Source organism: Hydrogenophaga sp. L99 (genome assembly GCF_058731905.1).
Genome location: NZ_CM178972.1, coordinates 1,824,000 through 1,850,028 on the forward strand (window position 1 = coordinate 1,824,000; position 26,029 = coordinate 1,850,028).

Genomic DNA, 26,029 nt, shown 5'->3' on the forward strand with positions numbered 1-26,029 from the left:
GGGAATCGGGCAGGCGCGAACTGCGGACCTCAGGAGGCCAGAGGGAAACGCCTTGTAGTTCGCGGTGTCATAACCAGATTGCCTTTCTCGCTCTTGCTGTACTTTGAAGCTCTGAATTTTCCCACAAAAAAGCCCGGGGGTGGCCCGGGCTTTCTGTCCCAACAGCCCCTGGGGGCTTGTGAGGCTTCCGATCAGTGGAACTGCTCTTCTTCGGTCGAGCCGGTGAGGGCTTTCACGCTGGAAGAACCGCCCTGGATGACGGTGGTCACGTCGTCGAAGTAGCCTGCGCCCACTTCTTGCTGGTGCGACACGAAGGTGTAACCCTTGTCACGTGCAGCAAATTCCTGCTCCTGCACCATTTCGGTGTAGTGCTTCATGCCTTCGCCGCGGGCGTAGGCGTGGGCAAACTGGAACGTGTTGAACCAGTTGATGTGGATACCGGCCAGCGTGATGAACTGGTACTTGTAGCCCAGCGCGGCCAGGTCTTCCTGGAAGGATGCGATCTGGCTGTCGTTGAGGTTCTTCTTCCAGTTGAAGGAAGGCGAGCAGTTGTACGACAGCAGCTTGCCGGGGCACGAAGCGTGCACAGCCTGGGCAAATTCGCGGGCAAAACCGATGTCAGGCACACCGGTCTCGCACCACACCAGGTCGGCGTAGGGGGCGTAGGCCACGCCACGGCTGATGGACTGCTCCAGGCCGTTCTTGACGCGGTAGAAACCTTCTTGCGTGCGCTCGCCGGTCAGGAAGGGCTTGTCGTTGGCGTCGTGGTCGCTGGTGATCAGGTTGGCGGCTTCGGCGTCGGTACGGGCCAGCACGATGGTGGAGACACCCATGACGTCAGCGGCAAAACGGGCTGCGATCAGCTTTTCGCAAGCTTCTTGCGTGGGCACCAGCACCTTGCCACCCATGTGACCGCACTTCTTCACGGCGGCCAACTGGTCTTCAAAGTGAACGCCGGCGGCACCGGAAGCGATCATGTTCTTCATCAGTTCGAACGCGTTGAGCACGCCGCCGAAACCGGCTTCTGCATCGGCCACGATCGGCAGGAAGTAGTCCACAAACTCGGGCGAACCTGGCTCGATACCGCGGCCCCACTGAATTTCATCAGCGCGCTTAAAGGTGTTGTTGATGCGGCGCACCATGGTGGGCACCGAATCGTAGGCGTACAGCGACTGGTCGGGGTACATGGTCTCGGAAGTGTTGCCATCAGCGGCGACTTGCCAGCCCGACAGGTACACAGCCTCCAAGCCGGCCTTGGCCTGCTGCATGGCCTGACCGGCGGTGATGGCACCAAATGCGTTCACGTAGCCTTTTTTGGCGCCGCCGTTGACCTTGGCCCACAGCTTTTCAGCGCCGTTTTTGGCCAGCGTGTATTCAGGCTGCATGCTGCCGCGCAGACGCACCACGTCGGCGGCGGTGTAGCCGCGCTTGACGCCCTTCCAGCGGGGGTTGGTGGCCCAGTCTTTTTCGAGGGCTTCGATCTGTTGCTGGCGGGTCAGTGTTTGGGACATGAAACTACTCCGTGAGGTTGAGAAAACAGGTTCGGCCACTTGGCTTGCAAGGACAGTGCCGATGAACAGACTTTAAGTCTTATAGAAGAGTTTGAAAAGCTCTTATGTCTTATACAAGACAAATATTTTATCGTTTAAATTCAATGCACTTCCTATGATATTTCTCAATATGGGAATTTGTTTCCCGTAATGAGAAATATTCTTGCATTGCAGCATTTTTATTTTCCACATTATGAAGATCGATGCCCTCATCGTGGGAAACGGCTGTGGGGTGATCCCTACATGTCTGGGTCCGAACCACGCCAACGCACAACTTCGGTGCTTTGGATGAATCAGGCATGATCCGCAGCCATGCAAATCCAATCCATTCGAAAAGGTGCGCCATGAACCGATGGTGGGCGTACGCCAGCCTGGGCCTGAGCATGGCATTGGTGGGAAGTTATGTGGCGCTATCCAAGCCACTGGTGTTGGTGTTTCCCGTGTTTTTGCTGGCCTGGATGCGCTTTGGCATTGGTGGTCTGGCCATGTGGCGGTGGATGCGCAAGCCCGCCGACGAGGCCCCCATATCAAGCCACACACGCCGCCTGTTGTTTCTGGAGTCGTTCCTGGGCAACTTCCTGTTTTCGATCTGCATGCTGTTTGGGGTAAGCATGACCACCGCTGTGGCCGCGGGCGTGGTCATGTCGTCCATACCTGCCGTGGTGGCTGTGCTCAGCTGGTTGTTTCTGCGCGAGCGCATCGGCTGGCGCAGTGCGGCTGGCATTGCTTGTGCGGCCATCGGCATCGGGCTGTTTTCCTTGCAGAAAGCAGACCCGGCCATGCCGGTGCTGGCTGATACGAGTGGCCCCTTCGGCATCAGCCGCAGCCTGCTAGGCAATCTGCTGGTGTTTGCAGCGGTGGTTTGTGAGGCCGCCTACGTGGTCATTGGCAAGCGCTTGACCGATGGTCTGAGTCCCAAGCGCATTTCGGCCATCATCAACCTATGGGGCTTTGCCCTTGTCACGCCGTTTGGGGTGTGGGCTGCATGGCAGTTTGACTTTGGTGCGGTCCAGGCACCCGTTTGGGGCCTGCTGGTTTTTTACGGTTTGGCCGCCAGCATGTGGACCGTGTGGCTTTGGATGACCGGCCTGAAGACAGTGCCCGCATCACAAGCCGGCGTGTTCACGGTGATGCTGCCGGTGAGCGCTGCCGCCATTGGCGTGCTGTTCATGGGCGAACGGCTCACAGGCTTGCAAGTGGTGGCGTTTGGCATTGCGCTGCTGGGCCTGGTGCTGGCCACCCTGCCCGGCCGGCGTGCCCGTGCCGGCTGAGGCCCCATTCAGCGACAAAGATCAGGCACACCAGAGCCCGGTGGGGTTGGTGATGCCCATCCACAGGGCCCAGCCCGACGTGGCTGCCAGTGCCAGACCGGCAAGGCGAATGCCCCACGCACCTGAGCGGCCACCGCGCAACCGCAACAGCAGCCAAGGACCTGCGGTAAGCGATATGGATGTGCCGATGGAGAACAGCGCCATGATGGCAGCGCCCTCTGCTGCATTGGCCGACAGGGACGCCACCAACAAGGCCGAATACAGCAAGCCACAAGGCATGAGTGCCCATGCAGCACCCAACACCACAGGTGCGCGCTGTCCCAGTGAGGCCATCACAGGACGGGCCTTTCGCCAAATCGATTGACCGAGGTTTTCAATCCAGGCGGGCTGGCGGGCCTGCCAGATCAGCACGGCACCGAGCAAAAGAGCGGCCACATGGAACATTGTCCACACAGGGCGCAGCACCGCGGTGTTGGTGCCCAACCAGGCCAGGCCTTGCACCGAGCCGGCGGCAAAGGCGCCGAAGAGTGCGTAGCCCAGCATGCGGCTGAACTGGAAGGTCCACAGCGCGCGGGTGCTGCGCTCACCCGCCGCACGGCTGATGCCCGCGCAAGCCGCGCCGCACATAGCCACGCAGTGGGGCCCGCCCGCGAGGCCCATGAACAGGGCCGTGATCGCCATTGAAGTCTGCATAAGTCACTGTAGCGCAGGCCGGGCACGGGCAACGCCTGCGCCCGCGGTATCCCGCTGAACGCTCAGATGATTTTCGAAAAACGCGCCCGGTCCAGGTCAACCTGCAGGTTCTTGTCAAACACCATAGCGATGGCACGCACGAGAAACCAACCTGTAGCCGTGACCTCGACGCCCGTGTCATCCATGGTGACCAACCCGCTCTCTACAAAGCCGGACAGCACTTCCAGCTCACGCGCGAAGTAGGACTTGAAATCGATCAGGTGGCCGAGCTCGATGGATTCGTATTGCAACTGGCCTTGGCACATGAGCGACATGATGACGGAGCGTCGCAACAGGTCATCCCGCGTCAAAGCCAGGCCGCGCACGATAGGCAGACGCCCCTGGTCCAGCGCGTCGTAGTACTCGTCCAGCGTTTTGGCGTTCTGGCTGTAGGTGGCGCCAATGCGTCCGATGGCCGAAACGCCCAGAGCGATCAAATCGCAATCGGGCTGGGTGCTGTAGCCCTGAAAGTTGCGGTGCAGACGGCCTTGGCGCTTGGCCACGGCCAGCGCATCGGTGGGCAAAGCAAAGTGGTCCATGCCCACATACACATACCCCGCGTCCATGAACGCGTCCAGCGAGGCCGACAGCATGGCCAGCTTGTCGCCGCCGCTGGGCAGTTCGGCAGAGATGATGCGGCGCTGTGGCTTGAACCGCGAAGGCAGATGGGCGTAGGCATACAGCGCAATGCGGTCCGGACGCAACTCGTTGACCTGGGCCAAGGTGCGCGCAAAAGATTCCGGGGTTTGCAGGGGCAAACCGTAGATGAGGTCCACATTGACCGACTCAAACCCGATCTTGCGGGCGGTTTCTACCAAGGCAAAAACCTGTTCAGCGGGTTGTACCCGGTGCACCGCTTTTTGCACCGCCGGATCGAAATCCTGCACACCAAAGCTCAAGCGGTTGAAGCCCAGTCTGGCCAACGTCTGCAGCCGCTGGTCGGTCACCGTGCGAGGGTCCACTTCAATCGAATACTCACCACCCGGCACCAGCGTGAAATTGCGCCGGATCATCGACATCAGGTCTTCCAGCTCGGCATCGGACAGAAAAGTGGGGGTACCGCCGCCCAGGTGCAGCTGCGACACGCTGTGACCTTGCCCGAAGTGCTGCACCTGCAGCTCCACCTCACGAGACAGATAGCGCAGGTATTCGGCTGCACGTTCGTGGTGCTTCGTGATCACCTTGTTGCAGGCGCAGTAGTAGCAGACCGACTCACAAAACGGAATGTGCACATACAGCGACAGCGGCAGCGCCATGGAACCCACTCGGCGCTGCTCCAGCGCTTGTATATAGTCTTGCTCCGCGAAAGCTTCGACGAATCGGTCTGCCGTCGGGTACGAGGTGTAACGAGGCCCAGGAATGTCGAATCGCTTGAGCAACTCGTTGGAAATAGCATGACTCACAAACAGTTCTCCAGTTCTGAGGGCTGAATGTGCCGCATGAGCGCGCCAGCGCCTTTGATCTTGATCAAGGCCTCGGTCGGACCGGGGGTTGTCCCCAGGATTGCCCCCAGACTCCAAACCGGCCTTTTCTCGACAGTGCTCGGGCCGATGCGTTAAGCTAACCCCGCACTCCTGGAAAAATTATGGACATTCAAAGCATCAAAGTCGCCTGCTCAAGCTGCAACCTGCGGGAGTTGTGCCTGCCCATGGGTCTGAACAGTGAAGAGATAGACAAGCTCGACGCGGTGATTTCCACACGCCGCCGCATCAAGCGCGGCTCCGCGCTCTTCAACACGGGCGACAAGTTCACGTCGCTATTTGCCGTGCGTTCTGGTTTTTTTAAAACCTGCGTTACGACCGCAGACGGCCGTGACCAGGTGACCGGCTTTCAGATGACGGGAGAAATCATCGGTCTGGACGGCATCGTCAGCGACCACCACTCGTGCGACGCGATTGCACTGGAGGATGCCGAGGTGTGCGTGATGCCTTTTGACCAGGTGGAAGAGCTTTCACGCGAATTCACCACCCTGCAACACCACGTCCACAAGATCATGAGCCGCGAGATCGTGCGCGACCACTCGGTGATGCTGCTGCTGGGCAGCATGCGCGCCGAAGAACGGCTGGCGGCTTTCTTGCTCAATCTGGTCCAGCGGCTTCATGCCCGCGGGTTCTCACAGTCCGAGCTGATTTTGCGCATGACCCGCGAAGAGATCGGCAGCTACCTGGGTATGAAGCTCGAAACGGTGAGCCGCACTTTCTCCAAGTTCGTTGACGACGGCATTATCGAAGTGAAACAGCGCTATGTTCACATCAAGAGCACCGAAGGGCTCAAGCAGATCGTGAATCCGCAAACTTGCCGCTGAATCCACCGCGACACCCAACGAAAACCTGGGCGAATGCCCAACAAAAAAACCCCGGACAGGCGCATACGCCTCTCCGGGGTTTTTTGTTGGCGCTGAAGGCGCTAGCCGTTTCAGCCGCAGCGACCGTTCTTGGCGCAGTCGGTTGGTCGCTCGTCTGCGGGTATCGGGCAACGGTTCACCTCAAATGGCGACACGGCGAGCAAAGTTGTCAAGGCGCTGGAAACCATGGTTGCACCCCAGAACACAAAGAACGCGAGGGTGTAAACCGCTTCCCGCGACAGGGCCAGAGGAGAGCCAAACCAATGCAGATCGCTGGGATCGACAAAAGCAAACACCACCATTTCCAGCACCGCGGCCACCAAAAAAGCAGGCCATGCTATCCACATCAAACGCTGTGTCCACATCGGTGCGGCTCCTCTTCCATATCTGTTTTTGTTAAAGCGACAAGCACCCGGGTACAGCTGCACCGGTAGCCAGGCTGGCCATTATTTTTCAGAGGGCACCAAAGGTGAAGCCGCATGGTTTCGACCCTGATTGGCTGGCTGCACAGCCATCAGCGCATCGATCCTTGCTTGCCCCTCCAGTGCCAGTGCCGCCCTGCGCTCTCGCTCGTAGACCTCCTTGTCAAGCACCGGATCCTGGTCCATCGACGAAATGACCACCATGGTGCTGGTCGCTATCACCCCACACAACAGAAGAGCCGGCACGAACACCACATGTGGAATTCTCCACCAGGGGGTATTTTCATGGCTTGGGGGCTGGGTCAAGGGCGCGTTGCTCATGTTGTAGCTCCGAAATGGGAATGTCAAATGGCGCTGAATGTCGTCAGCGCGGGACCAGGAAGGCAGCTTTCTCGGAAACCTCGACTGGCTCGTCACCAACCGAGCGGATGCCGAACTGGATGGGGTGCGAGCCCGGGTTTGCAGCATCCGGCGGTATCTGAACCCGAATCACGGCCGAGCGGACCTCAGTGGGCAACACCTCGACTTCGTTTTCCGAAGCAATGGTGACACCCGGCAGGCCGGACACCGTGATGACGTAGCGCTGTGTGGATTCGGTGGCGTTCATGATTTGCAGCCGGAAGACGTTTTCAATGCGTCCTTGCTCCACCATGCGGGCCAATGCGCCCCGGTCGCGGATCACGTCCACCTTGAGCGGCTTGCGCATGAACAAGCTGACCATCACAGCCAGGGTGATGGCCACCAGGATACCGGTGTAAACCAGCACCCTGGGTCTGAACGCTCGCTTGATCATTTGAGCCGTGGTCCAGCCCTGAGCAACCCCGTTCTCGGTGGAGTACTTGATCAGGCCGCGCGGATAACCCACCTTGTCCATGACCTCGTCACACACGTCAATACAGGCACCGCAGCCGATGCATTCGTATTGCAGACCCTTGCGAATGTCGATACCGGTGGGGCAGACCTGGACGCAGAGCGTGCAGTCAACGCAAGAACCCAACCCCAGCGCCAAGGGATCGGCCTTTTTCGATCGCGGACCGCGGGGCTCACCACGCTTTTCGTCGTAGGTGACGATCATGGTGTCTTTGTCAAACATCGCGCTCTGGAAACGCGCGTAGGGGCACATGTACTTGCAGACCTGCTCGCGCATGAACCCTGCGTTGCCGTAGGTGGCAAAGCCGTAGAAAAATACCCAGAAGGTTTGCCAAGGGCCCAAAGACGCGGCCAGCGACAAGGCAGCCAGATCGCGGATGGGCGTGAAATAGCCTACGAAGGTGAAGCCTGTCCAGAGCGCAAAAGCAATCCACAAGGCGTGCTTAAGCCACTTTTTGCCCAGCTTTTGCGCGGAAAAATCAGCCTGATCCAAGCGCATACGGGCCGAGCGATCGCCCTCGACCTTTTTTTCGATCCAGAGAAAAATTTCGGTGTAGACCGTTTGTGGACACGCGTAACCACACCAGAGGCGACCCGCCACGGCCGTGAACAAGAACAGGGCCAGCGCAGAAATGACCAACAGCCCGGTCAGGTAAATGAAGTCCTGCGGGTACAGCACCAAGCTGAAGATGTAGAAGCGACGGGCTTCCAGGTCAAAAAGAACCGCTTGACGAGCGTTCCACTCCAGCCAGGGCAAGCCGTAAAACACAATTTGTGTGATCCAGACCGTGATCCAGCGCCAGTTTGAGAACATCCCCGATACAGAGCGCGGGTAGATCTTTTGCCTCGCGGCATACAAAGAAACCATCTCCTCATCGTCGTCTTTAGCGCCCCGAGGGGACACAGCAACGATGGGAATGATGGGCTTGCTGGCGTTGCTGTCTGGTGTGTCGGAACTCACGAGGAACCCGGAAAGGAAGGCAAAAAAGTAAGGGCGGCGGTCATCACAACCGCCGCGGTCTCAGGGGCACAGAGTGCTTAATTGGCCGGCTTGTTGGACATGCCCCAGACGTAGCCGCTGAGGACGTGGATCTGGGCCTCGTTGAGCAACACCGACTGTCCGGGCATCTGGTTATTGATACCGTTGTTGACGGCGCGAATGATGGCTTCTTCGCCCCAGCCGTGCAGCCATACACCGTCGGTCAGGTTGGGTGCACCCAGGGCGGTGTTGCCCTTGGCGTCCATGCCGTGGCAAGCGGCGCACGAACCAAAATTGCTCCTGCCCTGGGAGGCGCGCACGCTGTCGTGCGGACTGCCCGACAGGCTGAGCACATAGTGAGCCAGATTGCGGACGTCTTCAGGAGAGCCCACAGCAGCGCCCAAGGGCGGCATCACACCGTTGCGGCCTTGGGCAATTGAGACCTTGATCGCTTCTGGGTCGCCACCCCACAGCCAATCGCCGTCGGTGAGGTTGGGGAAGCTCCTGGCGCCACGGGCATCGGAGCCGTGGCACTGGGCACAGTAGTTCATGAACAGGCGCTCACCCACAGCCATCGCCTGTGCGTCACCAGCCAGTTGCTCGGGCTTCATTTCATTGAACCTGGCGTAGATGGGTGCAATGGCTTCCTGAACCTTCTTCACCTCAGCGGCGTGCTGTCCTTGTGACGACCATCCCAGCACCCCCTGGAACTTCCCAAACGTGGGGTAAAGCACGCCATATGCCAGCGCAAACACCACGGTGATGATGAAGAGATACACCCACCAGCGTGGCAAGGGGTTGTTCATCTCTGCCAAGTCACCGTCCCAAACGTGACCGGTGGTGTTGTCGGCATGTGTCGCCGCTTTGGTCGTGCCGCTGATCCACAGCAGGATCAGACAGGCGATGATGCTGACCAGCGTCAGCCCGGCCACGTAATAGTGCCAGAAATCACTTGTAAAGTCGCTCATGATATTTCTCTTGTTGGTGCCGCGGTTTAGTCTTCGTTGAAGGGTAGCCGGGCTGCCTCATCAAAGTTGGCCTTGTTGCGTTTGGACCAGGCCCAGACCAAGATGCCCATGAAGATCAGAAAACTGACCAGGGTGAAGGCGCTACGCAGATCGTTGATGTCCATGGCGAGCCTCTGACTTATTGGGTAGAGCCTGTTGCCTCAACAGGCTTGATTGCGGCCGCTGACACAGGTGATGCAACGTCGGCTGGCGCTGCTGCCGCAGGTGCTGGTGCTGCACGGATTTCACTGCGAGCGGTACCGAGCACCTGCAAGTAGGCAATCACCGCATCCATTTCTGTCTTGCCTTTCACATCAGCCACCGAAGCGGCGATTTCTTCATCGGTGTAAGGCGCGCCCAGAGTGCGCAACACTTCCATGCGCTTGGGCAGTTGGGTCTCATTGACCATTTTTTCAGCCAGCCAAGGGTAGGCCGGCATGTTGGACTCAGGCACCAGATCGCGCGGATTGATCAGGTGGATGCGGTGCCATTCATCGCTGTAACGGCCACCCACACGGTGCAGGTCAGGGCCGGTGCGCTTGGAGCCCCACTGGAAGGGACGGTCGTAAACGAATTCGCCAGCCACAGAATAAGGACCATAGCGCAGGGTTTCAGCCTGGAAGGGGCGAATCATCTGCGAGTGGCAGTTGTAGCAACCCTCGGCGACATACACATCCCGACCAGCCAATTGCAGCGCGCTGTAGGGCTTGAGACCCTCAATCGGCTGGGTGGTGGACTTCTGGAAGAACAGAGGAACAATTTCCACCAGACCGCCCACCGCCACCACAAGCGTGATCAACACGATCATGAGGAAATTGTTGGTCTCGATCCGAGCGTGACCCGTGAGTTTTTCGTTACTTGCCATGTTGTTTCTCCTCAGGCGTGTGCAGGGTTAACAGCCATCACTGGGACTGGCACAACGCGCCCCTGACGCACGGTCATGACGACGTTCCACAGCATGACGACCATGCCGCCGAAGTACAGCAGACCACCCACCAGCCGGATCACATAGAACGGGAAGGTGGCTTTCACCGACTCGACGAAGGTGTAGGTCAGGCTGCCGTCCGGGTTGACCGAGCGCCACATCAGGCCCTGCATCACACCGGCGATCCACATGGCGGCGATGTACAGCACGATACCGATGGTGGCCACCCAGAAGTGCAACTCAATGGCTGGCACCGAGTACATCTTTTTCTGACCCCACAGACGGGGAATCAGGTAGTAAAGCGAACCCATGGACACCAGACCCACCCAACCCAAGGCGCCTGAGTGCACGTGGCCGACGGTCCAGTCGGTGTAGTGGCTCAGCGCGTTGACGGTCTTGATCGACATCATCGGACCTTCGAAAGTGGACATGCCGTAGAACGACAGGGACACGATCAGGAAGCGCAGGATAGGGTCGTCTCGCAGCTTGTGCCAGGCACCCGACAGGGTCATGATGCCGTTGATCATGCCGCCCCAGCTGGGCGCCAGCAGAATCAGGGAGAAGACCATGCCAACCGATTGCGTCCAGTCAGGCAGCGCGGTGTAGTGCAGGTGGTGTGGGCCGGCCCACATGTAGGTAAAGATCAGCGCCCAGAAGTGGACGATGGACAAGCGGTAGGAATACACCGGACGCTCGGCCTGCTTGGGGATGAAGTAGTACATCATGCCCAGGAAGGCCGCGGTCAGGAAAAAGCCCACGGCGTTGTGGCCGTACCACCACTGCATCATGGCGTCCTGGACACCGGCATAGACCGAGTAGGAGTGCGTCGCGCTGGTGGGGATCTGAATGTTGTTGAAGATGTGCAGCAACGCCACCGCAATGATGTAGGCACCAAAAAACCAGTTCGCCACGTAAATGTGACGAACCTTGCGGATACCCACCGTGCCAAAGAAGACGACCGCGTAAGAGACCCAGACGACAGCGATCAACAGGTCGATCGGCCAGATCAGTTCGGCGTATTCCTTGCCCTGGGTCAAACCCATGGGCAGGGTGACGACGGCGGCGACGATGACCAGGTTCCAACCCCAAAACGTGAACCAGGCCAGCTTGTTGAGAAAGAGCTTGGTGTGGCAGGTTCGCTGCACCACGTAGTAGCTGCTCGCAAACAGGACGCAACCACCAAACGCAAAAATCACGGCATTGGTGTGCAATGGACGCAAGCGACCATAGCTCAGCCACTCAATACCCATATTGAGCTCGGGCCAGGTTAACTGGGCTGCAATGATCACACCCACCAACATACCCACCACACCATAGATCACGGACATGATGGCAAAACCACGGACAACACCGTCGTCGTAGACCGCCGACTGGCTGGCCTTTGTTATTACGGACATACAGAACTCCTCGTAAATGTCACTATGTGGAGTGTCCTCACGGACCCCCTCTTCTGCCTTGACTTATATCAATCGCCTCTGAGAATGCGATCGCCCTCCCGCTCGATGTTGTCAAACTGCCCCTTTTGAAGCGCCCACCAGAACACGCCGATGATGGCGAAGACCAGCAGGACGGAGATCGGGATCAACAAATACAAAACATCCATGGCGCACACCCAGAAAATTCAAACTTCAAACACCGGTTGGCTGACCGCTGCATGGTACGCCTTCAGGGTTTACCCGAGACAGTATCAGAGGACCCCGATGGGACTTTAGATGCCAGGCGCAAGGCATTGCCGATGACCAGCAACGAACTGCCAGCCATGCCCAGACCTGCGAGCCAGGGCGGCATGAAACCAAACAAGGCCAGAGGCACGCAGACGAGGTTGTAAGTCGCGGCCCACATGAGGTTTTGCCGCACGATGCGCAAAGTGCAACGCGCCTGCTGAAGCGTCCGGACCACATCCATGACCTCCCCACCCTGAATCACGTAATCGGATTGCGCTTGCGCCAGGGGCGCGGCATGGCCGAGCGCGAACGAGGTGTTGGCCCGGGCCAGCACCGGACCGTCGTTCAAACCGTCACCCACCATGGCCAGCTTGATGCCCTGTGCTTGCAGAGCGGTCACCTCGGCCAGCTTTTGCTCGGGTGAAGCGCCTGAGATCACATGATCGACGCCCACGGCCTGCCCCACTTGCTGGGCGGCGGCTTCGCGGTCACCCGACAGCAGCCAGGTACGCACCCCCATGGCCCGCAACGCACTCACGGCGGCTTGGGCGTCGTCTCGCAAGCCTTCTTGCAATTCAAAGGAGGCGAGCCAACCTTGCTCGTCTGATAGGTGTACGCGGGGGGACTCGCTCGCATCGGGGGAGCCGACGTCGTCAACACCACAAAACGCCGATGAACCCAAACGCACACGTGTGCCATCGGCGCGCAACGCTTGCATACCCTGGCCGGCCACCTCGGCGAGGTCGGTCAAACCGGTGGTCTGAGGTCTATCAAGGCTGCCCGCCGCCAACGCGATAGCTCGCGACACGGGGTGCAAAGAACCGGCTGCCATGGCGCCGCCAAGCAACAGCGCCTCATCGTGGCTGACGCCGGCACGGGTGCGCACATGGGCCAACACCAGGCGGTCGTGCGTCAAGGTACCGGTTTTGTCGAACACCACCGCGTTGATCTCAGCGAGTGACTCAAAAGCCTGCAAACGGCGCACCAGAATGCCACGCCGGGCCAAAGCACCGGCCGACGTGAGCATGGCCGCCGGCGTGGCCAGCGACAGGGCGCATGGGCAGGTCACGATCAACACCGCCACCGCCACGGCCAGCGCCTTGGAGTGATCGATCTGCCACCAGTACCAGCCAGCAAACGCTGCCGCCACCAGCACAGCCACCAGAAAAGGGGCGGCAATGCGGTCGGCCAAAATGGCCAAGCGGGGCTTTTCGGTGGAAGCTTTTTCCATCAGCGACACGATCTGGGCAAAGCGCGTGTCGCGCCCGAGTTTGTCCACCCGCATCAGCACCGGGCCACCCAGGTTGTAACTGCCGGCAACCACACCCTGCCCTTGGTGCCGCGTGACAGGACGCGACTCACCGGTCAGCAGCGCTTCGTCCACGGTGGCGCTTTCGCTGAGCACCGCGCCGTCGCCTGGAAACGCCTGACCGGCCTGCACGCGCACCACGTCGCCCAGCGCCAGCCGGCGAATAGACACCGCTTCAAAGCTGCCATCGGGTTTCTGCAGGTCGCACACCTCAGGCAGGCGGTTCATCAGGCTGTCGAGTGCGCCGGCGGTGCGGTCACGTGCTTTCAGCTCCAGGTAGCGCCCGCCCAGCAGGAAAAACACAAACATGGTGAGCGAGTCGTACCAGACCTCATAACCCCAAGGGCCCGAGGGATCAAAGGTGGCGCCCGAACTGGCCAGAAAGGTGACCAAGATACCGATGGAGACCGGCGTGTCCATGCCCACCCGGCCGTGTTTCAGGTCGCGCCACGCACTGCTGAAAAATGGGCCACTGGCAAAAAACACCACCGGCAGGCTGAGCACCCAGCTGGCCCAGCGCAGCAGCTGGTCGATGTCGGCGGGGATTTCGCCCGGCTCGGTCACGTAGGCTGGCCATGCGTACATCATGACCTGCATGGCGCAAAAGCCCGCGACGAACAGGCGCCAGAGGGCCTGGCGGGTTTCGCGCAGCCGCTCGCTGATGGACAGCGCCTGCTGCATGGGCAGCAAGCGGTAACCGGTGTCGCCCACGGCTCGCGCCAGGCTGGACATGGTGGTTTTTGCCGGGTCCCAGCGCAGCGTGAGCCGCCGGGTGGCTGCGTGCACATGGGCGCGCTCCACGCCCGGCAAATGCTGCAACGCGCTTTCCACGGTGTCCGCGCAGGCGGCGCAATACATGCCCTGCACCATCAGCACCGATTCGGCTTCGGTATGCCCGTCAACGTCGTTGAATTCGGTGAACTCGCGCTGCTCGATCGGGTCGTCGAGCACCGCGAAGTTGTCGGTGACGTCCAAGGGTCCGCGGTGCTCGCCGAGCCAGCTGGCAGGCGCCGACAGCGGCGCGTTGGCCTGCGCAGAGGGTGCGCCACCCAGGCGCGGGTCGGCAAGTGGCAGCCCTACCGGGGGCACGGTAGTGGCCTCGTTCATGCGGCGAGCGTAAGGGAAGTCAGGTTCCATGTGCTTGATTTAAGTCAACCGGAATAGGAGCGTGTTTGCTAGTCTATGGCTTCCCTACACACTATTGAGGAGATACCGCATGTACAAACGTATTCTGGTGGCCACCGACGGCTCCAAACTCTCGCAACAAGCGGTGGAGCACGCCATCAACCTGGCCGACCTGACGGGTGCAGAAGTGGTAGCGCTGAAAGTGGTGCCGCGTTACCCGCAAACCTACTTTGAAGGCGGCGTGGCCCTGGCGGCGGCCGAGGTGGCCCGCATTGAAAAACAATGGCAAGACGAGGCCATGGCTGCCGTGACGGCGGTGAAGTCGGCCGGTCAGCTGCGCGAAGTGAAGGTCAAGCCCATCACGGTGAAGTCGGACCTGATTGCCGAGGCGATCATTGCAGCGGCCAAGCGCAACAAGTGCGACCTGATCGTGATGGCTTCGCACGGTCGCCGTGGCCTCAAGCGCCTGTTGCTGGGCAGCGAAACACAGCAGGTGCTGACGCATTCGCACACGCCGGTGCTTGTTTTAAGGTAACCCCCCGCGCCGCCTGCGGCGTCACCCCCTCCAGGGGGCGATGCGTGTGGCCCGGCGGAGGTTCCGCCGCGTTCTGGGTTTGAGTCACGCGCTCCGGATCGTTGCCCGTAGCGCGTTTCGTTTTTTCAGGCGAACTCGTTTTTGTACTGCTCGCGCAGCAAGTTCTTTTGCACCTTGCCCATGGTGTTTCGGGGCAGTTCGCTGACCACGAAACAGCGCTTGGGGATCTTGAAATTGGCCAGATTGGACTTGAGCGCGGCAATGATCTGATCCGCGTTCAGCGTGGCGCCAGGCTTGGCAATGACCACGGCCACGCCCACTTCGCCAAAGTCGGGGTGGGGCACGCCCACCAGCGCACTTTCAGCCACACCGGCCAGCTCGTTGATGAAGCCTTCAATCTCGGCCGGGTAGACGTTGTAGCCACCGGAAATGATCAGGTCTTTGCTGCGCCCCACGATGCACACGTAGCCCCTGGCGTCCACGCGCCCCACATCGCCAGTTTTGAAAAATCCATCGGCGGTGAATTCTTCGGCGGTTTTTTCTGGCATGCGCCAGTAACCCTTGAAGACATTGGGGCCGCGCACCTGAATCCCACCGATCTCACCCGCGGTCAGCGGCAAGCCCGCGTCGTCCACCACACGCAGTTCCACGCCAGGCAGCGGGAAACCCACGGTGCTGCCGCGCCGCTCGCGCTCACCGGCGTAGCGGGCATCGGGGCCGCAGGGGTTGGACGTGAGCATCACGGTTTCGCTCATGCCGTAGCGCTCCAGGATGGTGTGGCCCGTGCGGGCCTGCCATTCGTTGAAGGTTTCGATCAACAAGGGCGCCGAGCCCGAAATGAACAGCCGCATGTGCGCCGCCTGCTGCCGCGTCAGGGTGGGCTCGGCCAGCATGCGCACGTACAGCGTGGGAACCCCCATGAACACCGTGGCGCGGGGAAAGAGCGAAACCGCCGTGGGCGCATCAAACTTGTTGAGCCACAGCATGGGGCTGCCGTTGATGAGCGCACCGTGAATGGCCACAAACAAACCGTGGACATGGAAGATCGGCAAGGCGTGGATCAGCACGTCGTCTGGCTGCCAGGCCCAGTAGCTGCGCAACACCTGGGCGTTGCTCAACACGTTGCCGTGCGACAGCATGGCCCCTTTGCTGCGCCCGGTGGTGCCGCTGGTGTAGATGATCACCGCCAGATCATCGGCGGCGCACACAGCGGGGGTGTGCACATCGCTGTGGTGGGCGGCGCGCTCCAGCAGGCTGCCGTTGCGCGCGTCGTCCAGGGTGAACACATGGCGCGTGCCGGCGTTGAAGGCAATCTTGGACACCCAGCCAAAGTTTTTCGGGCTGCACACCACCACGGCGGGTTCGGCGTTGCCTACGAAATATTCAATTTCGGCGCTTTGGTAGGCGGTGTTGAGCGGCAAAAACACATAGCCCGCTCGCAGCGTGGCCAAGTAAAGCACCAGCGCTTCCACCGATTTTTCAACCTGCACGGCCACGCGCGCGCCTGCGGGCAGGTCCAGCGAAGCCAGCAAGTTGGCCACCATGGCGGTGGCGCGGTCCAGGTCGCGCCAGCTGTAGCACAGGCTGGGGCCGTCCGGGTCCACAGTTTCCACCGCCACGCGGTCCAGGTCGTCGGGGAAAGCCGCGCGCAGCGCAGCGAACAGGTTGTGGTTGGTCATGGTTTGGCCACGGGTTTCAAGAAGGGTGGTTCAATAAATCAAAAAGCAGGTTTGCGCTTCGCCATAAAAGCGCCCACACCTTCGCGGTGTTCGGCGCTGTTGGCGTACTCATAGGCGCCAGCCATCAGCTCAGGTGGTACGGGTTGGGCCGACAGGCTGCGCAAGGTCTGTTTGTTCAGGCGGGCGGCTTGTGGCGCCAGTTGGGTGGCCCGCTGCGCTCGCAAAAGCGCTTGCCCGGCCACCTCAGCGTCGGGCCAGACCGCCTGCAAAAACCCGCGCTGCTTCATTTCGGCCGCGTCCAACACGGTGGCTTCCAGCAGCATCTCGCGGGCGGTGGCCAACCCGACTTCTCGGGCCACCAGCTGAGCCTCGCGCGGCGCCATGGGAAAACCCAGGCGGGCAATCGGGGCACCGAAGCGCGCGCCCTGCCCGGCCAGGCGCACGTCGCAGCAGCTGGCAATTTCGACCCCGGCGCCCATGCAGTTGCCTTCGATTTGCGCAAACAGCGGCAGGTCGCAGGCCAGCATGGCGCTCAGGCCGCCCCACACGTCGTTTTCGTGGAAGTCGCGCAAGCCCGCTTCGTCAAAACGAAACGACGGGTATTCGCTGATGTCACCACCGGCACAAAAATGCCCGCCCTCTCCGCCCACCAGCACGGCGCGCACATGGGTGCGGGTCTGCAAGTCTTCAAACACGACCTTCAAGGCGCGCCACATCGCACGGGACATGGCGTTGAAGCGGCCCGGATGGCTCAGCGTCACCCGGGCCAGCGCGCCATCACATTGCAGCAGAACAGCGCCCGACATACTCAGTCAAGCTTGGCGCCAGAGGCCTTGACGACCTGCGCCCACCGGCGGACTTCACCCTTCACAAAGGCGTCGAACTGGGGGCCACGCACGTTGGCAAACTCAGCGCCTTGCCCAGCCCAGATGGCGCGACTTTCGTCGGCGCTGACGGCGCGAGCAATCTCTTCGATCGCGCGAGCCTGCACATCGGCCGGTGTGCCCGCCGGCGCCCAGATGCCGTACCAGGTGGTCACCGTGTAGTCGGGCAGGCCCAGTTCGGCGGCGCAGGGCACGTCGGGGAACGCGGCGTTGCGCTTGCTGCCCGACACCATCAGCGCCTTGATGCGCCCACCCTTGATGTGGCCCGCCGAAGAGCCCAGGCCGTCAAACATCATGTCCACATTACCGGCAATCAGGTCGTTCAGCGCAGGGCCGGCGCCGCGGTAGGGAATGTGTGTGATGAAGGTCTTGGTCTGCTGCTTGAACAACTCGCCCGCCATGTGGTGTGAAGTGCCACTGCCCGCCGAGCCGTAGTTGAGCTTGCCCGGGTTGGATTTGACCCGCGCCAGAAACGCCTTGAAATCCATGCCTTCGTATTTCTTGCTGTTCACCACCAGCACCTGGGGCACGGTGGCCACCAGGATCAGTGGCACAAAGTCTTTTTCGATGTCGTAGTCCAGGCGGGGATACATGCTCGGCGCAATGGCGTGGTGCACAGCACCCATGAACAGCGTGTAGCCATCGGGTGCCGCTTTGGCCGCGACGCCCGCGCCCAGCGTGCCCCCGGCGCCACCCCGGTTGTCAATCACCAGTGACTTGCCCGTCAGGCGTGTGAACTGGGCACCCATCGGACGGGCGAAAGCATCGGTGCCGCCACCGGCGGGGAATGGCACCACCAGGTTCACCGGCCGGCTGGGCCAGGTTGCCTGCGCGTGGCCTGCGGTGCTGTAAACAGCGGCGCCTGCGATAGCGGCACACAAAATATCTCGTCGATTCAGGTCGTTGTTCATGCTTGTCTCCAGGGTTGTAATGTGCGCGTCACAGGTAGAGGTCCTTGATCGCGCGGGCTGTCGGGATCTTTGCTTGCGCCAGCATGGCGCGGTGTTTGTCGAGCCGCTTCAGGTCGTAAAGGTAGTTCACCATCAACCCGTACGACTGTTTCAGGCCCTTGGCTGAGGGATCGGCGGCCCAGTTCAGGCGCTCCACACATGCGCCATTGCCCAGGTGAAAGCGAGCCACCGGGTCCACCGGCTTGCCATCTTGCAGCTCGGCGCCCAGATAGCGCGCAGCCCAACCCAGCAAGGCCCGCCGTTCGGGTGCGTTTTCAGGCATTTCGGCAACACGCTCCCAGGCCTTGAGCAGGTCGGCCGGTGCGTTTTTCATCAGCCAGCCACGCAGGCCGGGAATGGGAGACAAGGTGGCGAATGTCTTGAGCCGGGGGAATTCCTGGTGCAGCGTTTCCACCACTTGCTTGATGAGCGAGTCACCAAAGCTCACGCCGCGCAGGCCGGGCTGGGTGTTGCTGATGGAATAAAAAATGGCGGTGGTGGCGCGCTCCAGATCGGCTGGGGCAGCGGCCTCGTCCAGCAGCGGGGTGATGCTGGTGGCGATCTCGTTGACCAGCGCCACTTCCACAAAAATAAGCGGTTCACCCGGCAGCCGCGGGTGGAAAAAGCCGTAGCACCGCCGGTCGCTGTCGAGCCGGTTCTTCACATCGGCCCAGCTGCGGATGTCGTGCACCGCCTCGTATTTGATGAGCTTTTCCACCAGCGAAGCCGGCGAGTCCCAGCTGATGCGGCGCAGCTCCAGAAAGCCCACGTCAAACCAGGTGGAGAACATGTATTCCATCTCCACGTCCAGGGCCAGCAGGCGCTTGTCGGTCTTCAGTGCGCCCTGCATTTCAGCGCGCAAATCGACCAGAAAGCGCACACCGTCCTGGTGGGCGCTGAAGCGCTGCAGCAACCTGCGCCGCGGCGAAACAGTTGCACGCCGGAAAATCACCTCGGCCGCCGCCTCGTCGGGGGTGCCAACCGCGGCTTCCAGTTGGGCCTGCGCCTGCTTGACCTGCACCGGGTCGGCCATGAAACGTTCGCTCATCAGCAGCCACAGGTCGCGCCGCTGCGGCGCGGGCGCGCTGGCGTACCAGTCCATCACCGCCTGGGCGCGGCGACCACCCTCCACCTCGCTCACCAGCGGGTCCACGATGGCCCGCAAGTCATCCAGCACATGGCGCAGCGCGCGCGGGGACAACGCTTCGGGTCCCTGGCGCAGCGTCGCCTTGAGGCGGTCCTGCGTCGAGCGCGGTGCCGTGCCCGACGCCGGCTTGAGCCGCGCCACGCGTTGAACGATCCAGTCGGTGGTGTTCATGCCGTGATCCGTGAGGTCTGGTTGCGCGCAAGTTCGCGCAGGGCCACGCGCTGGCGCGTCAGGTGGGTGCGCATGGCTGCCTCTGCGCCTTCGGCATCACGCGCCTTCAGCGCGGCAAACACCGCCATGTGCTCTGAAAGGCTCTGCTCCAGGCGGCCCGGTGCGTGCAACTGCTGCAGCCGCGCGAGCTTGACGAGCTTGCGCAAGTCACCAATCACCTGCGCCAGCCAGCGGTTGTTGAACGATCCAGTCGGTGGTGTTCATGCCGTGATCCGTGAGGTCTGGTTGCGCGCGAGTTCGCGCAGGGCCACGCGCTGGCGCGTCAGGTGGGTGCGCATGGCCGCCTCTGCGCCTTCGGCATCACGCGCCTTCAGAGCGCAAACACCGCCATGTGCTCTGAGAGGCTCTGCTCCAGGCGGCCCGGTGCGTGCAATTGCTGCAGCCGCGCGAGCTTGACGAGCTTGCGCAAGTCACCAATCACCTGCGCCAACCAGCGGTTGTTGGCCAGGGTGATGATGGCTTCGTGGATGGCGAAATTCGCTTCGTAGTAGTCGTTGATGCGGCGGGCCTGCGCATGGCGGTTGAGCCGCTCGTGCAACTGCTCCAACGCGTCGAGGTCGGCGTTGCTGGCGTTGTTGGCGGCCTCGTAGGCGCAGCGCCCTTCCAGCAAGGCGATCACCGGGAAGATTTCGTCCAGATCGCGCTCGGTGATCTCGCTCACGAAACAGCCGCGGCGCGGCTGGTGGTGCAACAAGCCTTCGGCCGTGAGCACCTTGAGCGCTTCACGCAGCGGTGTGCGCGAGATCGACAGTTCGCTGCACAAAGCCAGTTCGTCCACAAAACTGCCGGGCGCCATCACGCCCGAAAAGATGCGTTCCCGCAACTGGGCCGCCACTTCGTCATGCAGAGAATTGAGTACCACGCGCATTCGTAATCACCTGTAATTACGAATAATTTTAGAGCGTCAGCGCGATGCCTTGCCGTGGTGTTTACCCTCGAATCGGTCGGCAGCTGGCTGGCTTGGCCCAACCACCGAGCCCTGTGCCGCGCAAGCGGCGCCCTGTGAGCGCGCCTCAGCCTGCGTGAGGCTGTGAAGGCAAGACGTCAGACCTTGCGACCAAACCACCACCACAGGCCGGCACCACCCAGGATCATGGGAACGCACAACCACTGCCCCATGCTCATGCCAAGCGACAGCAGGCCCAGATGTGCGTCGGGCTCGCGGAAAAATTCAGCAATAAAACGGAACACACCGTAGCCCAGAAGAAACACCGCCGAAACCTGGCCTCTGGCCCTCGGTTTGCGCGCATAAAGCCACAACACCACAAACAGCAAGAGCCCTTCCAGCAAGAACTGGTAGGCCTGCGACGGGTGTCGGGGCAGGTCACCCGCGCCACGAAACACCATGCCCCAGGGCAGCGAAGGGTCGGCCACACGGCCCCAGAGTTCGCCGTTGATGAAATTGCCCAGGCGGCCGGCCGCCAGTCCCGTGGGCACACATGGCGCCACAAAGTCCATGACCTGCATGAACGGCCGTTGCCGGCTGCGCGCGTACCAGACCATGGCCAACATCACGCCCAGCAAACCGCCGTGAAAGCTCATGCCACCTTGCCAGACGGCAAAGATCTCCAGCGGGTTCGCCAGGTAATAAGCAGGCTTGTAAAACAGGCAGTAGCCCACGCGCCCACCCAGCACGACGCCCATGACGCCAAGAAAAAGGATGTCTTCCACATCGCGCCGCACCCAGGGAGCGGGCTGCTGTACGGCGGCAAACGGCAGATGCCGCAAGCGGGCATTGGCCAGCAGCATGAAGAGGCCAAAAGCGGCGAGGTAGGTCAGCCCGTACCAATGAATGGCCACGGGCCCGAGCTGCAGCGCGACAGGGTCAATTTGAGGATGGATCAGCATGGTCTGCGATTGTGCACGCAAGCGCCACCCGATGACCCGAGCGGCACCGGCTTGCCGGCCCGCACCGCTGGCGGAGGTTCAATCGCCAAGCAGCGACAGGTCGCGCACAGCGCCTTTGTCGGCCGAGGTGGCGAGAAACGCATAGGCCTTGAGCGCGGCCGACACCTTGCGCGGGCGCGGCAGGGTCGGTTTCCAGCCCTTGGCATCTTGTTCGGCACGGCGCTGGGCCAGCTCTTCGTCACTCACCAGCAGGTTGATGCTGCGGTTGGGAATATCGATGCGGATCTTGTCACCGTTGCGCACCAGGCCAATGGCGCCGCCCGCGGCCGCTTCGGGCGAGCAGTGGCCAATGGACAGGCCCGATGTACCGCCAGAAAAGCGCCCGTCGGTCAGCAGAGCGCAGGCTTTGCCCAGGCCTTTGGACTTGATGTAGCTGGTCGGGTACAGCATTTCCTGCATGCCGGGGCCACCCTTGGGGCCTTCGTAGCGCACGATCACCACGTCGCCGGCCTTCACGTTGTCGGCCAGGATCTGCGCCACCGCTTCGTCTTGCGACTCGGTCACAAAGGCCGAGCCTTCAAACACCAGAATCGATTCATCCACGCCCGCGGTTTTCACCACACAGCCGTCCAGCGCAATGTTGCCGCGCAGCACGGCCAGGCCGCCCTCTTGCGAGAAAGCGTGTTCGCCTGAGCGGATGCAGCCTTCGGCACGGTCCACGTCCAGGCTGGGCCAGCGCGTGGCCTGGCTGAATGCCACCTGGGTGGGGATACCGGCCGGGCCTGCCCGGTAAAAGGTCTTGACCTCTTCCGACGGGTTGCGCGCAATGTCCCAGGCGTCCAGTGCGTCCTTCATGGTCTTCGCGTGGATGGTGGGCACATCGGTGTGCAACTTGCCGGCACGGTCCAGCTCACCCAGGATGGCCATGATGCCGCCCGCGCGGTGCACGTCCTCAATGTGGTACTTGTTGGTGTTGGGCGCCACCTTGCACAGCTGCGGCACAACCCGCGACAGACGGTCGATGTCGGCCATGGTGAAGTCAATCTCGGCCTCTCGCGCAATGGCCAGGATGTGCAGGATGGTGTTGGTCGAGCCGCCCATGGCGATGTCGAGCGTGATCGCGTTCTCGAAGGCCTTGAAACCCATGGAGCGCGGCAGCACCGAGGCGTCTTCCTGCTCGTAGTAGCGGCGGCACAGGTCCACGGCCAGGCGCCCTGCCCGCTTGAACAGTTGCTCGCGGTCAGCGTGCGTGGCCAGCACGGTGCCGTTGCCCGGCAGCGCCAGACCCAGTGCTTCGGCCAGGCAGTTCATGGAATTGGCCGTGAACATGCCCGAGCAGGAACCGCAGGTTGGGCAAGCCGAGCGCTCCACTTCGGCCAGTTCGGCATCGCTCACCTTGTCGTCCACCGCCATCACCATGGCATCCACCAGGTCCAGCTTCTTGAACTCCACCACCTGCGATTGCGGGTTGGCCAGGCGCACCTTGCCGGCTTCCATGGGGCCACCCGACACGAACACCACCGGGATGTTCAGGCGCATCGCCGCCATCAACATGCCGGGGGTGATCTTGTCGCAGTTGGAAATGCACACCAGCGCGTCGGCGCAGTGGGCATTGACCATGTACTCCACCGAATCGGCGATCAGCTCTCGGCTGGGCAAGGAATACAGCATGCCGTCGTGGCCCATGGCAATGCCATCGTCCACGGCAATGGTGTTGAATTCTTTTGCCACACCGCCCACCGCCTCAATCTCTCGGGCCACCAGCTGGCCCAGGTCTTTCAAATGCACATGGCCGGGCACGAACTGGGTGAACGAGTTGGCGATGGCGATGATTGGCTTTTCAAAGTCGCCGTCTTTCATGCCGGTGGCACGCCACAGGGAACGGGCACCTGCCATGTTGCGGCCGGCGGTGGAAGTTTTGGAGCGGTAAGCGGGCATGGTGAGGCTTCGACTGGAAGGGTTCAGGGAAGGAAAAAGCGGCCTCAATTATCGCCCACCCCGCAGCGGGTTATGCCGCGTGGGCTATAAGGCGGGGTGACCGCCAAGCCCATGAACACGGCACACCAACGCCCACCCACCCGACCGAAGAGACCCACCATGGCCGAATCCAAAACCATCCCGATCCAGCCCATCAACAACCGCAGCGCGAACATCACCCAAGGCAAGTCGCGAGCGCCCAACCGATCCATGTACTACGCCATGGGCTACCAAGAAGGCGATTTCGTGAAACCCATGGTGGGCGTGGCCAACGGACACAGCACCATCACGCCGTGCAACTCGGGCCTGCAAAAACTGGCCGACGCAGCGATTGCGGGCATTGAGGAAGCCGGCGGCAACGCCCAGGTGTTTGGCACCCCGACCATTTCAGACGGCATGGCCATGGGCACCGAGGGTATGAAGTATTCGCTGGTTTCCCGCGAGGTGATTTCCGATTGCGTGGAAACCTGCGTGCAAGGCCAGTGGATGGACGGCGTAGTCGTCATTGGCGGGTGTGACAAGAATATGCCCGGCGGCCTCATGGGCATGCTGCGCGCCAACGTGCCGGCCATCTATGTGTACGGCGGCACCATCCTGCCGGGCAAGTACAAGGGCGAAGACCTCAACATCGTCAGCGTGTTCGAGGCTGTGGGCCAAAACGCCGCCGGCAACATGAGCGACGCCGACCTGCTGGAGATCGAGAAACGCGCCATCCCCGGCACCGGCTCCTGCGGCGGCATGTACACCGCCAACACCATGAGCTCGGCCTTCGAGGCCCTGGGCATCTCGCTGCCCTACTCCTCCACCATGGCCAACGTGCACGAAGAAAAGGTGGCCTCGGCCAAAGAGTCGGCCCGGGTGCTGATCGAAGCCATCCGCCAGGACATCAAGCCACGCGACATCGTCACGCGCAAATCCATTGAAAACGCGGTGGCCGTGATCATGGCCACCGGCGGGTCGACGAACGCAGTGCTGCACTTCCTGGCCATTGCGCATTGCGCGGGCGTGGAGTGGAGCATCGACGACTTCGAGCGCATCCGCCAGCGCACCCCGGTGCTGTGCGACCTGAAGCCCAGCGGCAAGGCGCTGGCCGTGGACTTGCACGTTGCAGGCGGCATTCCGCAGGTGATGAAAATGCTGCTGAACGCCGGCCTGTTGCACGGCGACTGCATCACCATCACCGGCCAGACCATTGCCGAGGTGCTGAAAGACGTGCCGGACGCGCCACCTGAGCAGAGCGTGATCCACACAATCGAGAACGCGATGTACAAGCAGGGCCACCTGGCCATCCTCAAGGGCAACCTGTCTCCCGAAGGCTGTGTGGCCAAGATCACGGGCCTGAAAAATCCAGTTATGACCGGACCCGCCCGCGTGTTTGAAGACGAACAGTCGGCTCTCAAGGCCATCCTGGACGGCAAGATAAAAGCCGGTGACGTGATGGTGCTGCGTTACCTCGGCCCCAAGGGCGGCCCGGGCATGCCCGAGATGCTGGCCCCCACGGGCGCCCTCATTGGCGCCGGCCTGGGGGAGAGTGTGGGCCTCATCACCGACGGCCGCTTCTCGGGTGGCACCTGGGGCATGGTGGTCGGGCATGTGGCGCCCGAGGCCGCCGCGGGCGGGACCATCGCCTTTGTCGAAGAAGGCGACAGCATCACCATCGACGCCCACGCCCTGAAACTGGAGCTCAACGTGCCTGAGAGCGAAATTGCACGGCGCAAGGCAGGCTGGACCGCTCCGGCTCCGCGCTACACGCGGGGCGTGCAAGCCAAGTTTGCCTTCAACGCGTCCAGCGCCAGCAAGGGCGCCGTGCTGGACAACTACTGACGCGTACGCCGTTTATTTGCGCCGCTTGCTCTTGATGCCCAGCGCCTCGCGCTGGCGGTCAATGCGATCCTGCTTTTTCTGGTCCATCCGCTCCATGGCCTTGCGTTTGGTGTAGCCGGTGGTGTCGGCCCAGGCCCACCAGGCCACCGCCATGGCAAAGGGCGACAAGACCCACCACCAGGAGAGATCAGCCACAAAACCGATCTCAAAATACTTCAGCAGCATCAGGCCCATGCCCGTGAACAGGAAAAACATCACACCCTCCAGTAAAGGCCCGATAAAGCCCGGCAAGAAACTGTAACCGACCGTATCTGAGCCGGGGGAACCGTTAAAATTGAGGCGTCTGCACCACTTCCCCATTGCACAAGGACAACACATGAAACGCGCTCTTCTGATTATGGCCGCCATGGCCGCCATCGCTGCACCGGCCATTGCTGACGAAGCGCTGGCCAAAAGCAAAAATTGCATGGCTTGCCATGCCGCTGACAAGAAGCTGGTGGGCCCGTCTTACAAGGACGTGGCCAAGAAATACGCTGGCGACGCGAAAGCGCTCGACATGCTGGCCACCAAGATCATCAAGGGTGGTTCGGGCGTGTGGGGTGCGATCCCTATGCCAGCCAATCCGCAGGTCAGCGAAGCTGACTCCAAGAAGCTGGCTGCCTGGGTGCTGAGCCAAAAGTAATTTCAGTTCCTTTGAAAACAAAAAACCCGCTGAATCTCAGCGGGTTTTTTGTTGCCTGAACGCCTTGCGGCGCT

Annotated in this window: 25 protein-coding genes and 1 pseudogene; 5 read left to right on the forward strand and 21 right to left on the reverse strand. The window is 61.5% G+C overall.

The window, feature by feature from the left end:
* Window positions 1-191: 191 nt before the first annotated feature.
* Entirely contained in the window at window positions 192-1,511 is a 1,320-nt protein-coding gene (aceA, locus tag AC4QBL_RS08725) for an isocitrate lyase (protein WP_472901479.1), read from the reverse strand.
* Between the two features lie 383 nt (window positions 1,512-1,894).
* On the opposite strand from aceA, the gene AC4QBL_RS08730 reads away from it, so the two are divergent.
* On the forward strand, window positions 1,895-2,821 hold the full coding sequence (locus AC4QBL_RS08730) for a DMT family transporter (protein ID WP_472907284.1): 927 nt from the start codon (window positions 1,895-1,897) through the stop codon (window positions 2,819-2,821).
* Between the two features lie 21 nt (window positions 2,822-2,842).
* Here AC4QBL_RS08730 and AC4QBL_RS08735 read toward each other — a convergent pair whose 3' ends face one another.
* Window positions 2,843-3,502 carry a sulfite exporter TauE/SafE family protein gene (locus AC4QBL_RS08735; protein ID WP_472907285.1) on the reverse strand — a complete coding sequence of 220 codons (660 nt, stop codon included), beginning with the start codon at window positions 3,500-3,502 and terminating at the stop codon, window positions 2,843-2,845.
* Window positions 3,503-3,576: 74 nt separating this feature from the next.
* Complete coding sequence (gene hemN / locus AC4QBL_RS08740) at window positions 3,577-4,956, reverse strand: oxygen-independent coproporphyrinogen III oxidase (RefSeq protein ID WP_472907286.1); 1,380 nt, start codon at window positions 4,954-4,956, stop codon at window positions 3,577-3,579.
* Window positions 4,957-5,138: 182 nt separating this feature from the next.
* Here hemN and fnr point away from each other — a divergent pair, with 182 nt between their 5' ends.
* Complete coding sequence (gene fnr / locus AC4QBL_RS08745) at window positions 5,139-5,858, forward strand: fumarate/nitrate reduction transcriptional regulator Fnr (protein ID WP_472901475.1); 720 nt, start codon at window positions 5,139-5,141, stop codon at window positions 5,856-5,858.
* A gap of 110 nt (window positions 5,859-5,968) precedes the next feature.
* Here the strand turns inward: fnr and AC4QBL_RS08750 are convergent, their stop codons facing one another.
* The 9 genes from AC4QBL_RS08750 to AC4QBL_RS08790 all read right to left on the reverse strand — a co-directional run bounded on the left by AC4QBL_RS08750 (window position 5,969) and on the right by AC4QBL_RS08790 (window position 14,210).
* Window positions 5,969-6,262, reverse strand: a complete 294-nt coding sequence (locus tag AC4QBL_RS08750) for a hypothetical protein (RefSeq protein WP_472907287.1) — start codon at window positions 6,260-6,262, stop codon at window positions 5,969-5,971.
* A gap of 81 nt (window positions 6,263-6,343) precedes the next feature.
* Window positions 6,344-6,640 (reverse strand): hypothetical protein, encoded by a 297-nt coding sequence (locus tag AC4QBL_RS08755; RefSeq protein ID WP_472901473.1) that lies wholly within the window; start codon window positions 6,638-6,640, stop codon window positions 6,344-6,346.
* 43 nt (window positions 6,641-6,683) lie between these two features.
* A complete protein-coding gene (ccoG, locus tag AC4QBL_RS08760; RefSeq protein WP_472907318.1) occupies window positions 6,684-8,057 on the reverse strand; it encodes a cytochrome c oxidase accessory protein CcoG in 1,374 nt (457 codons plus the stop codon).
* Between the two features lie 170 nt (window positions 8,058-8,227).
* The gene (gene ccoP / locus AC4QBL_RS08765; RefSeq protein ID WP_304838716.1) at window positions 8,228-9,136 is read right to left on the reverse strand and encodes a cytochrome-c oxidase, cbb3-type subunit III; all 909 of its coding nucleotides are present in this window, start codon (window positions 9,134-9,136) and stop codon (window positions 8,228-8,230) included.
* 26 nt (window positions 9,137-9,162) lie between these two features.
* Window positions 9,163-9,300, reverse strand: coding sequence for a cbb3-type cytochrome oxidase subunit 3 (locus tag AC4QBL_RS08770; protein ID WP_304838713.1), 138 nt, complete (start codon window positions 9,298-9,300; stop codon window positions 9,163-9,165).
* 14 nt (window positions 9,301-9,314) lie between these two features.
* A complete protein-coding gene (gene ccoO / locus AC4QBL_RS08775) occupies window positions 9,315-10,040 on the reverse strand; it encodes a cytochrome-c oxidase, cbb3-type subunit II (protein WP_304838712.1) in 726 nt (241 codons plus the stop codon).
* Between the two features lie 11 nt (window positions 10,041-10,051).
* Window positions 10,052-11,497, reverse strand: coding sequence for a cytochrome-c oxidase, cbb3-type subunit I (gene ccoN, locus AC4QBL_RS08780; RefSeq protein WP_304838709.1), 1,446 nt, complete (start codon window positions 11,495-11,497; stop codon window positions 10,052-10,054).
* 68 nt (window positions 11,498-11,565) lie between these two features.
* Window positions 11,566-11,703, reverse strand: a complete 138-nt coding sequence (gene ccoS, locus AC4QBL_RS08785) for a cbb3-type cytochrome oxidase assembly protein CcoS (protein WP_304838706.1) — start codon at window positions 11,701-11,703, stop codon at window positions 11,566-11,568.
* Between the two features lie 62 nt (window positions 11,704-11,765).
* Window positions 11,766-14,210: a heavy metal translocating P-type ATPase gene (locus tag AC4QBL_RS08790; RefSeq protein ID WP_472907288.1), complete on the reverse strand. Its 2,445-nt coding sequence runs from the start codon at window positions 14,208-14,210 to the stop codon at window positions 11,766-11,768.
* Window positions 14,211-14,289: 79 nt separating this feature from the next.
* Between AC4QBL_RS08790 and AC4QBL_RS08795 the strand changes: the two genes are divergently transcribed.
* Complete coding sequence (locus AC4QBL_RS08795; RefSeq protein ID WP_304838702.1) at window positions 14,290-14,733, forward strand: universal stress protein; 444 nt, start codon at window positions 14,290-14,292, stop codon at window positions 14,731-14,733.
* Window positions 14,734-14,858: 125 nt separating this feature from the next.
* Here AC4QBL_RS08795 and AC4QBL_RS08800 read toward each other — a convergent pair whose 3' ends face one another.
* From AC4QBL_RS08800 to ilvD (AC4QBL_RS08835), 8 genes and pseudogenes are all read right to left on the reverse strand, one after another.
* Window positions 14,859-16,412 (reverse strand): malonate--CoA ligase, encoded by a 1,554-nt coding sequence (locus AC4QBL_RS08800; protein ID WP_472901466.1) that lies wholly within the window; start codon window positions 16,410-16,412, stop codon window positions 14,859-14,861.
* Between the two features lie 38 nt (window positions 16,413-16,450).
* A complete protein-coding gene (locus tag AC4QBL_RS08805; protein ID WP_472907289.1) occupies window positions 16,451-17,218 on the reverse strand; it encodes an enoyl-CoA hydratase/isomerase family protein in 768 nt (255 codons plus the stop codon).
* A 2-nt stretch (window positions 17,219-17,220) separates the two neighbouring features.
* Window positions 17,221-18,207, reverse strand: coding sequence for a Bug family tripartite tricarboxylate transporter substrate binding protein (locus AC4QBL_RS08810; protein ID WP_472907290.1), 987 nt, complete (start codon window positions 18,205-18,207; stop codon window positions 17,221-17,223).
* A gap of 28 nt (window positions 18,208-18,235) precedes the next feature.
* Window positions 18,236-19,564: a malonyl-CoA decarboxylase domain-containing protein gene (locus tag AC4QBL_RS08815; RefSeq protein WP_472907291.1), complete on the reverse strand. Its 1,329-nt coding sequence runs from the start codon at window positions 19,562-19,564 to the stop codon at window positions 18,236-18,238.
* The gene (locus tag AC4QBL_RS08820; RefSeq protein ID WP_472907292.1) at window positions 19,561-19,770 is read right to left on the reverse strand and encodes an FCD domain-containing protein; all 210 of its coding nucleotides are present in this window, start codon (window positions 19,768-19,770) and stop codon (window positions 19,561-19,563) included. Before AC4QBL_RS08820 ends, AC4QBL_RS08815 begins: the two co-directional genes overlap by 4 nt.
* A gap of 54 nt (window positions 19,771-19,824) precedes the next feature.
* Window positions 19,825-20,492: pseudogene (locus AC4QBL_RS08825) on the reverse strand (GntR family transcriptional regulator).
* 176 nt (window positions 20,493-20,668) lie between these two features.
* Window positions 20,669-21,472, reverse strand: coding sequence for a prolipoprotein diacylglyceryl transferase (gene lgt, locus AC4QBL_RS08830; protein ID WP_472907293.1), 804 nt, complete (start codon window positions 21,470-21,472; stop codon window positions 20,669-20,671).
* A gap of 78 nt (window positions 21,473-21,550) precedes the next feature.
* The gene (ilvD, locus tag AC4QBL_RS08835; RefSeq protein WP_472901460.1) at window positions 21,551-23,410 is read right to left on the reverse strand and encodes a dihydroxy-acid dehydratase; all 1,860 of its coding nucleotides are present in this window, start codon (window positions 23,408-23,410) and stop codon (window positions 21,551-21,553) included.
* 159 nt (window positions 23,411-23,569) lie between these two features.
* Here ilvD (AC4QBL_RS08835) and ilvD (AC4QBL_RS08840) point away from each other — a divergent pair, with 159 nt between their 5' ends.
* Complete coding sequence (ilvD, locus tag AC4QBL_RS08840; protein ID WP_472901459.1) at window positions 23,570-25,273, forward strand: dihydroxy-acid dehydratase; 1,704 nt, start codon at window positions 23,570-23,572, stop codon at window positions 25,271-25,273.
* Window positions 25,274-25,285: 12 nt separating this feature from the next.
* Here the strand turns inward: ilvD (AC4QBL_RS08840) and AC4QBL_RS08845 are convergent, their stop codons facing one another.
* Complete coding sequence (locus tag AC4QBL_RS08845) at window positions 25,286-25,528, reverse strand: TIGR04438 family Trp-rich protein (protein ID WP_472901458.1); 243 nt, start codon at window positions 25,526-25,528, stop codon at window positions 25,286-25,288.
* Window positions 25,529-25,649: 121 nt separating this feature from the next.
* Between AC4QBL_RS08845 and AC4QBL_RS08850 the strand changes: the two genes are divergently transcribed.
* Entirely contained in the window at window positions 25,650-25,955 is a 306-nt protein-coding gene (locus AC4QBL_RS08850) for a c-type cytochrome (RefSeq protein WP_472901457.1), read from the forward strand.
* Window positions 25,956-26,029 lie beyond the last annotated feature (74 nt).